General features: G+C 69.0%; 11 protein-coding genes and 1 pseudogene. 6 read left to right on the forward strand and 6 right to left on the reverse strand.

Annotated features, from left to right (window positions below; translation table 11 throughout):
- The first annotated feature begins 130 nt into the window (after positions 1-130).
- A complete protein-coding gene (locus ACFW2E_RS26960; protein ID WP_384469656.1) occupies positions 131-1,090 on the forward strand; it encodes an NADP-dependent oxidoreductase in 960 nt (319 codons plus the stop codon).
- Positions 1,087-1,890 (forward strand): SDR family NAD(P)-dependent oxidoreductase, encoded by an 804-nt coding sequence (locus ACFW2E_RS26965; protein ID WP_384469657.1) that lies wholly within the window; start codon positions 1,087-1,089, stop codon positions 1,888-1,890. The genes ACFW2E_RS26960 and ACFW2E_RS26965 overlap by 4 nt, the downstream gene beginning before the upstream one ends.
- 117 nt (positions 1,891-2,007) lie before the next feature.
- Here the strand turns inward: ACFW2E_RS26965 and ACFW2E_RS26970 are convergent, their stop codons facing one another.
- Positions 2,008-3,159, reverse strand: coding sequence for a glutathione-independent formaldehyde dehydrogenase (locus tag ACFW2E_RS26970; RefSeq protein ID WP_384469658.1), 1,152 nt, complete (start codon positions 3,157-3,159; stop codon positions 2,008-2,010).
- Positions 3,160-3,445: 286 nt separating this feature from the next.
- Here ACFW2E_RS26970 and ACFW2E_RS26975 point away from each other — a divergent pair, with 286 nt between their 5' ends.
- From ACFW2E_RS26975 to pyk, 3 genes and pseudogenes are all read left to right on the forward strand, one after another.
- Positions 3,446-3,976, forward strand: coding sequence for a DUF4232 domain-containing protein (locus ACFW2E_RS26975; protein WP_384469659.1), 531 nt, complete (start codon positions 3,446-3,448; stop codon positions 3,974-3,976).
- 76 nt (positions 3,977-4,052) lie between these two features.
- Positions 4,053-4,388: pseudogene (locus tag ACFW2E_RS26980) on the forward strand (acetate kinase); the annotation flags it as partial.
- Positions 4,389-4,488: 100 nt separating this feature from the next.
- Positions 4,489-5,919 (forward strand): pyruvate kinase, encoded by a 1,431-nt coding sequence (pyk, locus tag ACFW2E_RS26985; protein WP_384469660.1) that lies wholly within the window; start codon positions 4,489-4,491, stop codon positions 5,917-5,919.
- Between the two features lie 97 nt (positions 5,920-6,016).
- On the opposite strand, the gene ACFW2E_RS26990 is transcribed toward pyk, so the two are convergent.
- From ACFW2E_RS26990 to ACFW2E_RS27005, 4 genes are all read right to left on the reverse strand, one after another.
- On the reverse strand, positions 6,017-7,357 hold the full coding sequence (locus ACFW2E_RS26990; protein ID WP_384469661.1) for a hypothetical protein: 1,341 nt from the start codon (positions 7,355-7,357) through the stop codon (positions 6,017-6,019).
- Positions 7,347-7,943 (reverse strand): DUF6114 domain-containing protein, encoded by a 597-nt coding sequence (locus ACFW2E_RS26995; protein ID WP_384469662.1) that lies wholly within the window; start codon positions 7,941-7,943, stop codon positions 7,347-7,349. The genes ACFW2E_RS26990 and ACFW2E_RS26995 overlap by 11 nt, the downstream gene beginning before the upstream one ends.
- A 117-nt stretch (positions 7,944-8,060) precedes the next feature.
- Positions 8,061-8,696, reverse strand: coding sequence for a DUF6230 family protein (locus ACFW2E_RS27000; protein WP_384469663.1), 636 nt, complete (start codon positions 8,694-8,696; stop codon positions 8,061-8,063).
- 658 nt (positions 8,697-9,354) lie between these two features.
- Positions 9,355-10,326 carry a tetratricopeptide repeat protein gene (locus ACFW2E_RS27005; protein ID WP_384469664.1) on the reverse strand — a complete coding sequence of 324 codons (972 nt, stop codon included), beginning with the start codon at positions 10,324-10,326 and terminating at the stop codon, positions 9,355-9,357.
- Between the two features lie 221 nt (positions 10,327-10,547).
- On the opposite strand from ACFW2E_RS27005, the gene ACFW2E_RS27010 reads away from it, so the two are divergent.
- A complete protein-coding gene (locus tag ACFW2E_RS27010) occupies positions 10,548-11,174 on the forward strand; it encodes a TetR/AcrR family transcriptional regulator (RefSeq protein ID WP_384469665.1) in 627 nt (208 codons plus the stop codon).
- A gap of 9 nt (positions 11,175-11,183) precedes the next feature.
- Here ACFW2E_RS27010 and ACFW2E_RS27015 read toward each other — a convergent pair whose 3' ends face one another.
- Positions 11,184-12,884 (reverse strand): methylmalonyl-CoA mutase, encoded by a 1,701-nt coding sequence (locus tag ACFW2E_RS27015; RefSeq protein WP_384469666.1) that lies wholly within the window; start codon positions 12,882-12,884, stop codon positions 11,184-11,186.
- Between the last annotated feature and the right edge of the window lie 63 nt (positions 12,885-12,947).

A 12,947-nucleotide genomic window follows, 5' to 3' on the forward strand; every position in this document is an offset into this window, starting at 1 on the left:
TGCCGCGCTAACCCCCGCACCCCCCGGGTGGGCGGGGCGAGCCCCGCCTGCTCCGCGGGCCCCCCCCGCCCACGGGGGGGGTGGCCCCCCCCCACCCCCACTTACCGTTGGGGCGCCCCCCCCGGGGGGCTTGGTCACCCCCCGCGACTGGGAGCACCGCTCCGAGTCCGTGGAAGAACCGGGCCCGGGCCAGTTCTCGGGCCGCACGCGTGTCATCTCCTTGGACCCGGCCATGCGGGGTTGGCTGGATGACCGCCCCTCCTATCTGCCGCCGGTGGGGATCGGCGAGGTGATGCGCGCCGGATCGGTCGTCGAGGTCACCGCTTCCAACCACCCCGACTTCAAGCCCGGCGACCACGTCGTCGGCACGTTCGGGGTCCAGGAGGACGTGGTCTCCGACGGCAGGGGCGCGATGAAGATCGACACCTCGATCGCCCCGGCCTCGACGTATCTGGGGGCGCTGGGCATGCCCGGCATGACCGCCTACTTCGGCCTGCTGGACGTCGGGGCGTTGAAGGAGGGCGAGACGGTCGTGGTGTCGGGGGCGGCCGGCGCGGTCGGAACCATCGCGGGGCAGATCGCGAAGGCCAAGGGCTGCCGGGTCGTGGGCATCGCCGGCGGGCCGCAGAAGTGCGCGTTGCTCATCGACGAGCTCGGGTTCGACGCGGCGATCGACTACCGCGCCGACGACGTCAAGAAGGCACTGCGCGAGTACACGCCCGACGGTATCGACGTCTACTTCGACAACGTCGGAGGAGACATCCTCGACATCGCCCTGACGCGGCTGGCGATGCACGCGCGCGTCGTGATCTGCGGGGCGATCAGCCAGTACAACAACGCCACCCCGGTCCAGGGCCCCTCGAACTACCTCTCGCTGCTGGTGCGTCGCGCCCGCATGGAGGGCTTCGTCGTCTTCGACTACGCCAAGCGCTACGCGCAGGCCGCGCAGGAGATCTCCGCCTGGATCGGCGAGGGCCGTATCAAGGTCAAGGAACACGTCGTCAAGGGCACCGTGGACGACTTCCCCGAGACGTTGCAGATGCTCTTCCGCGGCGAGAACGTCGGCAAGCTCGTGCTGGAGCTGGCGTGACCGCCGGGAAGGAGACGGCCGCCCCGAACCCGGAACAGCCCGGTGGCGCCTCGCTCCAGGGCAAGGTGGCGATCGTCACCGGCGGCGCCGGCGGACTGGGCAGGGCCACCGCACTGGCACTGGCGAAGGCGGGAGCGCGCGTGGTCGTCGCCGACCTCGACGCGGCGGGCGGACGGGAGGTGGCCGAGATGGTGGACGGTCACTTCCGTGCCTGTGACGTCTCCGACCTCGACGCCAATCGCGCGCTGGTGGCCTTCACCCAGGAGCGGTACGGCGGTGTCGACATCGCCTTGCTCAACGCGGGGGTGACGACCGGATGCGGCGTCGGCGAGGACTTCGACCTGGCGCGTTACCGCCGGGCGATGGGCGTCAACCTGGACGGTGTGGTCTTCGGAACCCACGCGGTGCTGCCGGCACTGCGCGCCCGTGGTGGAGGGGTGATCGTCGCGACGGCGTCCCTGGCGGGTCTGGCAGCCGTACCGCTCGATCCCCTCTACGCGGCCAACAAGCACGCGGTCGTCGGACTCGCACGCTCCCTGGGCCCGGCCCTCGCACCGGAGAACGTACGCTTCAACGCGGTCTGTCCGGGGTTCGCCGAGTCACGGATCATCGACCCGCTGCGCGACATGCTCTCCCAGCAGGGGACGCCGGTCATCCCGGCGCAGGCCGTGGCGGACACCGTGCTGAGGATCGTCACCGGTGACGGCACGGGGGAGTGCTGGTTCATCCAACCCGACCGCGAACCGGAGCCGTTCCGCTTCCGCAACGTTCCCGGTCCGGGCAGACCCGGCGGTGTCTGAGAACGGTGGTTCGGCTGTCAGCTGACAGCTGACAGCTGACAGCTGACGCCGCTGACGGGGCGTGAAGCGGGCGTGCACGGCGCGGGGCACGCGCACGCCCGCTGTCGGCTGCCTCGCTCACGCCGCGAGCGCGTGACCAGGATGCAGTACGACCTTGGTGTAACCCTCGATCCGCTGGTCGAACTTCTCGTACGCCTGCGGGGCCTGGTCCAGCGGCAGTTCGTGGGAGACCACGAAGCTGGGCTTGGCCCGCCCTGCGATGATCAGATCGCGCAGCTGGCGGTTGTACCGCTTGACGTTGCACTGGCCGGTGCCCATCTGCTGGCCCTTCTCGAACATCTTGCCGATGGAGACCAGTAGTTGCCCGTGCTTGGCGTGCTCGTCGGGTCCGCCCGGGTCGGACGGCACATACAGGCCCGGTACGCCCAGCATGCCGGTCGGCCGTACCGTCGCGACGAGCGCGTTGAGGACCACGGCGGGTTCCTCATGGCTCGCGTCGTGCGCCTGGGCCTGATAGCCGACGGCGTCGACGCCCTTGTCGGTCCCTTCTCCCGCGGTCTGTTCCCTGATCTGCTCGGCCGGGTCGCCCGCGGTGAAGTCGATCGGAATGGCTCCGATCTCCTCCGCCTTGGCGAGCCGCTCCGGTACCCGGTCCACCGAGAACACCTTCGAGGCTCCGCGCAACAGCGCGGAGTAGGCGGCCATCAGCCCCACCGGTCCGGCACCGAAGACGGCCACGCTCTCACCCGGGATGACCTGGGCGAGTTCGCAACCGTGGTAGCCGGTCGGGAAGATGTCGGCGAGCAGGACGAAGTCGGTCTCGAACTCGGTGCCCGGCGGCAGCTTCAGGCAGTTGAAGTCGGCGAAGGGCACGCGCAGCAGCTCTGCCTGGCCGCCCTTGTACGGGCCCATCGCCACGTAGCCGTAGGCTCCGCCGGCGAAGCCCGGGTTGACCGTCAGACAGAATCCGGTCTTCCCGGCGAGGCAGTTCTTGCAGAACCCGCAGGCCACGTTGAACGGCATCACGACGCGGTCTCCCTTGGACAGGGAGGTCACACCGTTGCCGACTTCCTCGATGATGCCGAGATTCTCGTGCCCGAAGACTATGCCCGACTCGGCCGCCGTGCGGCCCTCGTACATATGCAGGTCGGATCCGCATATAGCGGTCGACGTGACGCGTACCAGCACGTCGTTCGGGTGCTGGATTCGCGGATCGTCGACATCCCTCACGGTCACGCTGAAGGGCTTCTCGTAGACGACAGCTTTCACCTGGATCACCTCCGCGTCGAACGCTGGGACGACAACGGACCGCTGTGACCGGGCAAACACTCGACGGGTGAAGCCCCGTGGCCCGTGTCGCAACCCAGGCGCTCTCGCTTCTCCACCGGATACTTCAAGGAAACGCCCCGAGGCGGACGGGTCGCAACCCTGGCCCGGGTCGTACGTAATTCCACCAAAATGGTGAGGAGTCAGGTTCGTACAACTTTTCCCGTGGCGGGTGCATCTAAGGAGGTAAGACAACATCCCCCATACGCCAGATGGTGGTGTTCATGTCATGGCTGTTCAATCTCGACGTCTCTCCCGGCGCGTTGCGATCGCCTCGCTGACCGCGGTTCTCGCAGGTGGCGCGGCCACCGGCGCAGCGTGGGGCACGACGGCGGCAGCGCACGCGTCGAGCGGTCTGCGTACGTGCACCGTGAGCGACCTGTACCTGTCCATGGGGCGCAAGGAAGGCGCGGCCGGCTCGGTGTACTGGCCGATCCAGTTCACAAACACCAGCACCACCCGTTGCGCCCTGCGTGGCTATCCGGGCGTCAGCGTCCTCGACCCGGCCCACCGCCAGATCGGCCCGGCCGCCACCCGCACGACAGAGTCGTACTCGAGCGTCACGCTCGCGCCGGCCCACTCCGTCTCCGCGGTCATCCGCACCACGAACGGACCCATCGGCGGCCCCTGCCTGGCCACCGGCACCTATCTGAGGATCTACGCACCGGCCTCGCGCACCCCGGTCCTCGTCCCCGCCCACTGGACGATCTGTTCCCACACCTTCCAGGTCGGCCCCGTCACCACCGGGGGCACCATCTGAGCACCCGCACCGGTCCCGCCGCCCCGCGTGGGGGGGCGGCGCGCGCGCCGGCGCGCGCCGGCCCCCGCCCCCCCCCCTCGACGAGGGCGACGAAGAGGCACGGCTGGCCTTCGACATCTACATTCACCGCCTGAAGAAGTACATCGGCTCCTATTACGCGGTGCTCGGACGGGTGGACGCGGTCGTCTTCACAGCGGGAGTCGGGGAAAACGCGAGTCCCGTGCGAGAGGCTGCCGTGGCGGGCCTGGAGGAGCTGGGCCTTGCGGTGGACGGCGAGCTGAACGCCGTACGCAGCGACCGGCCGCGGCTGATCTCGCCCGGACACGCCAAGGTGGCCGTCGCCGTGGTGCCCACCGACGAGGAACTGGAGATCGCCACACAGACCTACGCACTGGTCGGAAAGAACAGCTGAGCAATTACACGGCGGTAACACGACTGAGCGCACGTCCGCCCATTTGTATCTTCCACCAGACGGAATATTCCGTAGCGAAACAAACCGATAGGATCGCTCCATGCGCCGTTCGAAAATCGTCTGTACTCTCGGCCCCGCGGTCGACTCCCACGAGATGCTCGTCTCCATGATCGAGGCCGGCATGAACGTGGCCCGGTTCAATTTCAGCCACGGCACGCACGCCGAGCACCAGGCGCGGTACGACCGCGTCCGGGCCGCGTCCAAGGAGACGGGCCGTGCCATCGGTGTCCTCGCCGACCTGCAGGGCCCGAAGATCCGCCTGGAGACCTTCGCCGAGGGTCCGGTCGAACTCGAGCGCGGTGACGAGTTCGTCATCACGACCGAGGACGTTCCCGGCGACAAGCAGATCTGCGGTACGACGTACAAGGGTCTGCCGGGCGACGTCTCGCGCGGCGACCAGCTCCTGATCAACGACGGCAACGTCGAGCTGAAGGTGCTGGACGTCGAGGGCCCGCGGGTGCGGTCGATCGTCATCGAGGGCGGTGTCGTCTCCGACCACAAGGGCATCAACCTGCCCGGCGCGGCCGTGAACGTGCCCGCGCTGAGCGAGAAGGACATCGAGGACCTGCGGTTCGCGCTGCGCATGGGCTGCGACATGGTCGCCCTGTCCTTCGTCCGTGACGCCAAGGACGTGCACGACGTGCACCGCGTGATGGACGAGGAGGGCCGCCGGGTCCCGGTCATCGCCAAGGTGGAGAAGCCGCAGGCGGTGGAGAACATGGAGGACGTCGTGATGGCGTTCGACGGCGTGATGGTCGCGCGTGGCGACCTGGCCGTCGAGTACCCGCTCGAGAAGGTCCCCATGGTGCAGAAGCGCCTGATCGAGCTGTGCCGGCGCAACGCCAAGCCGGTGATCGTGGCGACCCAGATGATGGAGTCGATGATCACCAACTCCCGCCCGACCCGCGCCGAGGCCTCCGACGTGGCCAACGCGATCCTGGACGGCGCCGACGCGGTCATGCTGTCGGCCGAGTCGAGCGTGGGCGCCTACCCGGTCGAGACCGTGAAGACGATGTCGAAGATCGTCACGGCGGCCGAGGAGGAGCTGCTCGCCAAGGGCCTGCAGCCGCTCGTGCCGGGCAAGAAGCCGCGCACACAGGGTGGTTCGGTCGCCCGTGCCGCCTGCGAGATCGCGGACTTCCTGGGTGGCCGGGGCCTGATCGCCTTCACCAAGTCCGGCGACACCGCCCGCCGGCTCTCCCGCTACCGCGCGGCCCAGCCGGTCCTGGCGTTCACCACGGACGAGGGCACCCGCAACCAGCTGACGCTCAGCTGGGGCGTGGAGTCGCACGTCGTGCCGTTCGTGAACACCACGGACGAGATGGTCGACATGGTCGACCAGGAGCTGGCCAAGCTGAACCGCTTCGACCCGGGCGACACCGTGATCATCACCGCCGGTTCGCCTCCCGGCGTCCCCGGCACGACCAACATGGTCCGCGTCCACCACGTCGGCGGCGACAGCGGCAAGTGACGGCCCGCTGAAGGGCTTTGTACGGCGCCGAGGGCGCCCCCTGTGACCAGGGGGCGCCCTCGGCGTGTGAGCGGCTCGAACGGGCTTGTGGGGGCGCTCAGTCGGTCGTGAACACGTGCATCCCGGGCACGTGCAGGTTTCCACCGAACTGGGCGGCCTGCGTCACCTTCACGTTGGTGAAGTAGATCAGCGGAATGTTGAGCGGCGGCGGGCTGTCCGGGCTGAACGTCACGGGGATCAGGCCGAACAGGTTGCCGGAGATGCTCTCCGTGTACATCACGGTGTCCCCGCCCCGGATCGTGGACGTCGAGCCCGAGGCCGCCTGCACGTGGTAGGTCTTGCCCGACTGCTTGTCCTTCACCGTCTGGTGCAGGTCACCGATGTCGGTTCCGCCCGAGATGACGTACTTCAGCACCTTCTTCTTGGTGCCGTTGGCCGTCTTCACCTCGACGATACCCTGGTAGTCCGCACCCTTCAGCAGCAGCGAGCTGGCGTTCAGGTACCAGGGGTCGTCCGCCACCAGCGTCTTGTTGTCGACGCCGCTCTCGTCCTCGGTGGCGACCGGGCAGTCGTCCGCGGACGCGGTGGTGGAACTCGCCGACGGGCTGGGCGTGGCGGTGGCCGCCCCGGCCGCCGTGGTGACGTCCCCGGCCGCCTTGGAGGCCGTGTCGGTGGTGTCCTTCACGGTCTTCTCGACCGTCTTGGTGGCCTTGTCGGCCGTGTCCTTGACGGTGTCGGTGACGCTGCCGCCGGAACCCTTGCCGTCGCTCGACGAGGAGGACGACGAGGACGACGACGTGGACGCGGAGGCCGACGGTGTCGGGCTCGCGCTCGCGGTCGAGCCGTCGCTGCCCCCGGTGAAGACGTCCTTGATCGTGTCCCCGATCGTGTCGATCAGGTTCCCGCTGGTCGCGGACGCCGAGGGGGTGGCGGTGGCCGTGTCGCCGCCACCGGACGACGACGTGTCCGACGAACCGGACGACGGCGTGGCGGTCGGCTTCGGCGTGGCCTTGTCGTCGGAACCTGAATCCGACGAAGAGGTCTTGCCCGAGGAGTCCTGCGCGGTGGCGGACGCCGTGGGGGCGGGCGTGGCCGTGTCCTTGGAGTCCGCCGACTCGCTCGCGCTCGCCGACGCGGAGGGCGTCGGCGTGGCCGAGGCGTCCTTGGAGTTGTCCAGGGCCTTGACGCAGTCCTTGTACTCGTCCGCCGTCAGACTCTTCGACGTGGGGGGCGTCGAGTTGTTGTCGGCGAGGGCGAGGCTGGACGTGAAGCCCATGCCCATGAGGACCGCGGTCGGCATCGCCACGGTGGCTATCGCCTTGCCCGCAGGCATGTGGAACCTGGTGAACAGCGGCTTTTTGGGTGCCGCGTGGCGCGGCCCGGTTCTCACACGGGACTCGTCCACATCAGTCCCGTGGGTCACCTCGTCAGCCGGCACTGCGCCTCCCGTTCGCCCCGTTCGCCGGGCTCGTTCCTGACAGGTCGTTCGACTCGCTCACGCCGTCCGTGTCCTTGTGGAGCGCGACCTCGTGGGCGAGCTCGGGGGCGGCCCCGGGAACCTTGGGGGCTGCCTCGGGCGCACCGCCGCCGCCCGCGTGGGCCTCATGGGCCGGCTGCGGCTGCGGGGGTACTCCCGGCGCCCACGCCACGGCCATCGCTCCGCCGATGAGGGCGAGCAGGAAGCCCATGACGAAGCCACCGAAGTTGGACACGGGCAGAGACACCAGTCCCAGCAGGATCGCCGCGACGCCCGCGAACGTTCTCACGTGCTTCTGGAACCAGAGGCTGATGCCCAGGACGAAGAGCAGCACGCCGATGATCAGGGACCCGGCTCCCGCGGTGGTTGCCATCGCCAGCGTCAGATGGCCGAGCTGGAGGTGGAAGTACGGGAAGTAGATGATCGGAAAGCCGCTGAGCAGGACGAACAGACCGGCCCAGAAGGGACGGGTGCCCCGCCAGGCGCGGAACTGCAGCCTCCGGCGGGTGAACTGGCCGGGTGCGGCGGCAGGGGTCTCGGCGCTCATGGAAAACAGCTCCCTGGTGCGGCGTTGCTGTGGTGGTGATGTGTGCCGCGCGTGAAGACGCGGCCGGAGATTGGACAGGCGGGGGTGCCGTCGGCTCCCCCGCCCATCAGTGAGTGCTCAGAAGCACTCGTGCGAACCTGTCGCCAGCGACATCTTCAGGCCGCTGAGCTTGAAGGTTCCGGCGGTGGTCGCCCACGCCGTCTGCTGCACGTGGGTCAGCGTGGCCGAGTCGGCCTGCTGGGCGAATCCGTACGGGTTCGCCTGCTCCCCGCCGCCCTTCATGCCCGGACCCTTGGAGGCGTCCTTGGCGGCCACACCGATGTCGATGTTGTTGAAGACCGCGTCGGCGTTGAGGTCGGCGACGTCGATGTAGATGTTGTCGGCCTCGACCGGCGTGTCACCGCCGCCCGCCTTCAGGATGAGGCTGACGGAACCGAAGATCGGGACGTCCGGGGTGACCACGGACTGGCACAGGTTGGTGATCTTCGCCGACTTGAACGCGGAGACGGCGACGGGGTGAGCCGTCTTCTTGCCGTCCATCGTGTAGCCGGAGTCGATCGCTCCGTACTGCTCGAAGCCGTTGCCCTCGAGCTTGTCCGCCGAGACCTTGAACGACTGACCGGAGACGCTGAACGACGCGGCCAGAGCGCCCTGCGCGAGGGCGACACCTATGCACGCCGTGGCGGCGACGCTGGGCACCATGACCACAGCGAACCGCTTCCATCTGGTCCCGCCACGCACCTGGGACTCCATATTTCCTCCTTCTCGGACGTACATCTCCTGGCCCTGACTCGCCCCCATACGGCGGCTCAGCCGGGCAGGGATGGGAGAAGTGCTACGTCCTCGGAAGGGGAGCGCCTGCACTCGGCGGCGCGAACGCGCCCGAATCACCGGCGATCACCCCCGAGCGACAACCACTGGTCGCGCCTGACACGCATCACGCACAACCCTGCCGGACAGGCTTCGCTGTTGTGGCGAAGACCCCCCTGTCCAAGAGCCGGCGCCACTGCCGCCGACTCTGCTCGGTGGGGACCCAGATGAACCCGTGCACCCGACCGGCTGTCGGGGGAGGGGAATGGACCGAGCGTCGCCGATCGTGGTGCATTCTCGCCGCCGACACAAGGGGGTTCGTTACTCGCTAGTAACGGCCGGATAACCGAACAACGACCCGCCGGTCTCGTAAGGCGACGCTCGGTGTCAGTGAAGGGCGGAACAAAACTATTGATCCTTGGACGGAACCAGACAGATCAACGCCCTGAATTTACTCGGAGTAACAGCGGCCGCGATTACCAAGATTTGGTAAAGCGCGGCCGCCCTGACGCCTCGTCGGCAAATCTTTCACTCCGGCATCACACGGCGTGGCGCTCGGCGCCCGGTCGGAACCGGTCCGCCGCCCCGCTCGCGACGCCGGTCAGAACAGCGCGCGGGCCAGCGCCCGACGCGCTCCGATCACCCGGGGATCCTCGGCCCCGACCAGTTCGAAGAGCTCCAGCAGCCGGCGACGCACGGCGTCACGGTCGTCACCCGCTGTACGCGAGACGGTCTCGATGAGCCGTCCGAAGGCGTCCTCCACGTGCCCGCCGACCAGGTCGAGGTCGGCCGCGGCGATCTGCGCCTGCGCGTCCGCCTGCTTCTCGGCCGCGTCCTTGCGCACCTGCTGCGGGTCCAGGTCCCGCACCCGCTCCAGCAACTCGGCCTGAACCAGTCCCAGTTTGGCCTCGGTGTTGCCCGGATCCTCGCTCAGCACGTTCTTGTACGCCTGGATCGCCCCGCCCAGATCGCCGGCGTCCAGGGCCTGCACGGCGGCTTCGAGGAGCATGTCGTACGGCCCCGCCTGCTCCACGGGGGCCGTACGCACGCCCGCCTGGGCATCGGGGTCGACGGTCAGGCCGGTCAGGCCGAACCGCTCCTCGGCGACCTGCACCAGCTGGTCGAGGGTCTGCCGGATCTGCTGCTCGCCGGCGGCCCCTTGGAAGAGCGGCAGCGCCTGACCCGCCACGACGGCGAAGACGGCCGGGATCCCCTGCACCCCGAACTGCTGCATCAGCATCTGGTTGGCGTCGACGTCGATCTTGGCAAGGAGAAAGCGCCCGTTGTACTCGACCGCGAGCCGCTCCAGAACGGGGCTCAACTGCTTGCAGGGCTGACACCACTCGGCCCAGAAGTCGATGACGACCGGGACCTCGGTGGAGCGCTGCAGGACCTCGAGTTCGAAGGAGGCCTCGTCGACGTCGATGACGAGATCGGCCGGGGAGACGGCCCCCGCCCCGCCCTGGCGGGCTGCTTCGGCGCGCGCCTGCTCGGCCTTGGTCTTGGCCTCCTGGGCCGCCTTCACCGCGGCGAGGTCGACGACGCCGCTCATGGACATGTTCCGTGGCTGCATGCGTCTATCCTCCCCCGTTCCCGCGCGTGTGTGAAAAACGGTGTGCGGACGCCGGGTCCCCACCCCGCGCCACATGGTCGTCGTACGTGAGCGTCACCCGCGCACGTCCAGCACGAGATTTCGCTACGACTCGTAGCGTAATGCCTTCCGGGGCTCCCGCGACACCCCGCCCCGGTGATCTCCCTCACGGCATCACGGGAACCGGCGGTTATGGTCATGGGATGCAGAGCCGCACCCCCGCCAGCCGTACCGGACGCCCGCGCAGTGCCGCCGCGGACACCGCGATCCTGGCGGCCACGCGCCAGGCGCTGGTGGAGCTGGGCTGGTCCAAGCTCACGCTGGGAGACGTGGCGACACGGGCCGGGGTTGCGAAGACGACGCTCTACCGCCGCTGGGCGGGCAAGAACGAACTCGTGGTCGACGCCGTGGCCGAACTCTTCGACGAACTCCGCCTGCCCGACCGCGGCAGCCTGGCCGCCGACATCGAGGGCGTGGTCCTCCAGTTCGCCGCGATCCTGGCCCGGCCCGAGGCCAAGAGCGGGCTGATGGCGGTGGTCGCGGAGTCCACCCGTGACGACGCCCTGCGCGAGCGCATCCGCGACTCCATCGTGGACCGCCAGAAGTGCCTGGTCCTGGAGGGCCGCGCACGGGCCCAGCGGCGCGGGGAACTGCCTCCCGAGGCCGGCCCCGAGGAGGCCGCCCGCACGGTGGACCTCATTTTCGACATGGTGGCGGGCGCCGTGGTGCACCGCACCCTGGTGAGCGCGGAGCCGGCGGACGAGGAGTGGGTGCGGAGCTTCACGCGGGTGCTCCTGCTGGGGCTGACAGGAGCATCACCGCTCGCGTAGTACCGGGGCTCAGAAGCCCGCGGGCTCCGTGTACACCCCCCACTCGTCCCGCAGTACCCCGCAGATCTCGCCCAGGGTCGCCTCGGCCCGTACGGCGTCCAGCATGGGAGCGATCATGTTGGAGCCGTCGCGGGCAGCGGCGAGCATGCCGTCCAGCGCCGCGCGGACACGGGCCTCGTCGCGCTCCGCCCTGCGGGCGCCCAGTACCCGGACCTGCTCCCGCTCCACCTCGTGGCTGACCCGCAGGATCTCCAGGTCACCGGTGACGGAGCCGGTGTGGACGTTGACGCCGACGACCCTCTTGTCACCCTTCTCCAGGGACTGCTGGTAGCGGAACGCGGACTCCGCGATCTCACCGGTGAACCAGCCGTCCTCGATCCCGCGCAGGATGCCCGAGGTGATCGGGCCGATCGGGTGCTGCCCGTCGGGATGGGCGCGCAGCCCGCGCTCCTTGATCCGGTCGAAGATCTTCTCCGCGTCGGCCTCGATCCGGTCCGTCAGCTGCTCGACGTACCAGGAACCGCCCAGCGGGTCGGCCACGTTGGCGACCCCCGTCTCCTCCATCAGCACCTGCTGGGTGCGCAGCGCGATCTCGGCGGCCTGCTCGCTGGGCAGCGCGAGCGTCTCGTCCAGGGCGTTGGTGTGCAGCGAGTTCGTCCCGCCGAGCACCGCCGCGAGCGCCTCCACGGCCGTACGCACCACGTTGTTGTACGGCTGCTGGGCGGTCAGCGAGACACCGGCGGTCTGGGTGTGGAAGCGCAGCCACTGGGCCTTGTCGCTCTTCGCCCCGTAGACGTCCCGCATCCAGCGGGCCCAGATCCGGCGCGCCGCCCGGAACTTGGCGATCTCCTCGAAGAAGTCGAGGTGGGCGTCGAAGAAGAAGGACAGGCCGGGTGCGAAGACGTCCACGTCGAGCCCGCGCGACAGGCCCAGCTCCACGTACCCGAAGCCGTCCGCCAGGGTGTACGCCAGCTCCTGCGCGGCCGTCGCCCCGGCCTCGCGGATGTGGTAGCCGGAGACGGACAGCGGCTTGTAGGCCGGGATGCCCTTCGCGCAGTACTCCATCAGATCGCCGATCAGACGCAGATGGGGCTCGGGCTGGAAGAGCCACTCCTTCTGCGCGATGTACTCCTTGAAGATGTCCGTCTGCAGGGTGCCGTTGAGGACGGACGGGTCGACGCCCTGCCGTTCGGCCGCGACCAGGTACATGCAGAAGACGGGCACCGCCGGTCCGCTGATCGTCATCGAGGTCGTCACGTCACCCAGCGGGATGTCCTTGAACAGGACCTCCATGTCCGCCGCCGAGTCGATCGCCACGCCGCAGTGCCCGACCTCGCCCAGCGAGCGCGGGTCGTCGGAGTCGCGCCCCATGAGCGTGGGCATGTCGAACGCCACGGACAGTCCGCCGCCGCCGGCGGCCAGGATCATCTTGTACCGCTCGTTGGTCTGCTCGGCGTTGCCGAACCCGGCGAACTGGCGGATCGTCCAGGCGCGTCCCCGGTAGCCGGTCGGGTACAGACCGCGGGTGAAGGGGTACTCACCGGGCCAGCCGATCCGCTCGAAGCCCTCGTACCTGTCCCCGGGCCGGGGTCCGTACACCGGCTCCACGGGGTCTCCGGAGAGCGTGGTGAAGTCGGCGTCGCGCTTGCGCGCCGCGTCGTACCGGGCCTGCCAGCGGGTGCGGCCCTCATCGATGGCGTCAGCGTCCATACCCACGAATTTACTAGGACGTCCTAGTAAATGTCGATGGCAAACCGCCGCGCGGTACTCGCG

Origin of the sequence: Streptomyces sp. NPDC058964 (genome assembly GCF_042741275.1) — a bacterium.
Taxonomy (GTDB): Bacteria; Actinomycetota; Actinomycetes; order Streptomycetales; family Streptomycetaceae; genus Streptomyces.

Bases quoted from the DNA above. Each gene is read 5' to 3' on its own strand.
- ACFW2E_RS26975 (WP_384469659.1), top strand. From the start codon at position 3,446: ATGGCTGTTCAATCTCGACGTCTCTCCCGGCGCGTTGCGATCGCCTCG.
- pyk (WP_384469660.1), top strand. From the start codon at position 4,489: ATGCGCCGTTCGAAAATCGTCTGTACTCTCGGCCCCGCGGTCGACTCC.
- ACFW2E_RS26995 (WP_384469662.1), bottom strand. From the start codon at position 7,943: ATGAGCGCCGAGACCCCTGCCGCCGCACCCGGCCAGTTCACCCGCCGG.
- ACFW2E_RS27000 (WP_384469663.1), bottom strand. From the start codon at position 8,696: ATGGAGTCCCAGGTGCGTGGCGGGACCAGATGGAAGCGGTTCGCTGTG.
- ACFW2E_RS27005 (WP_384469664.1), bottom strand. From the start codon at position 10,326: ATGCAGCCACGGAACATGTCCATGAGCGGCGTCGTCGACCTCGCCGCG.
- ACFW2E_RS27010 (WP_384469665.1), top strand. From the start codon at position 10,548: ATGCAGAGCCGCACCCCCGCCAGCCGTACCGGACGCCCGCGCAGTGCC.
- ACFW2E_RS27015 (WP_384469666.1), bottom strand. From the start codon at position 12,884: ATGGACGCTGACGCCATCGATGAGGGCCGCACCCGCTGGCAGGCCCGG.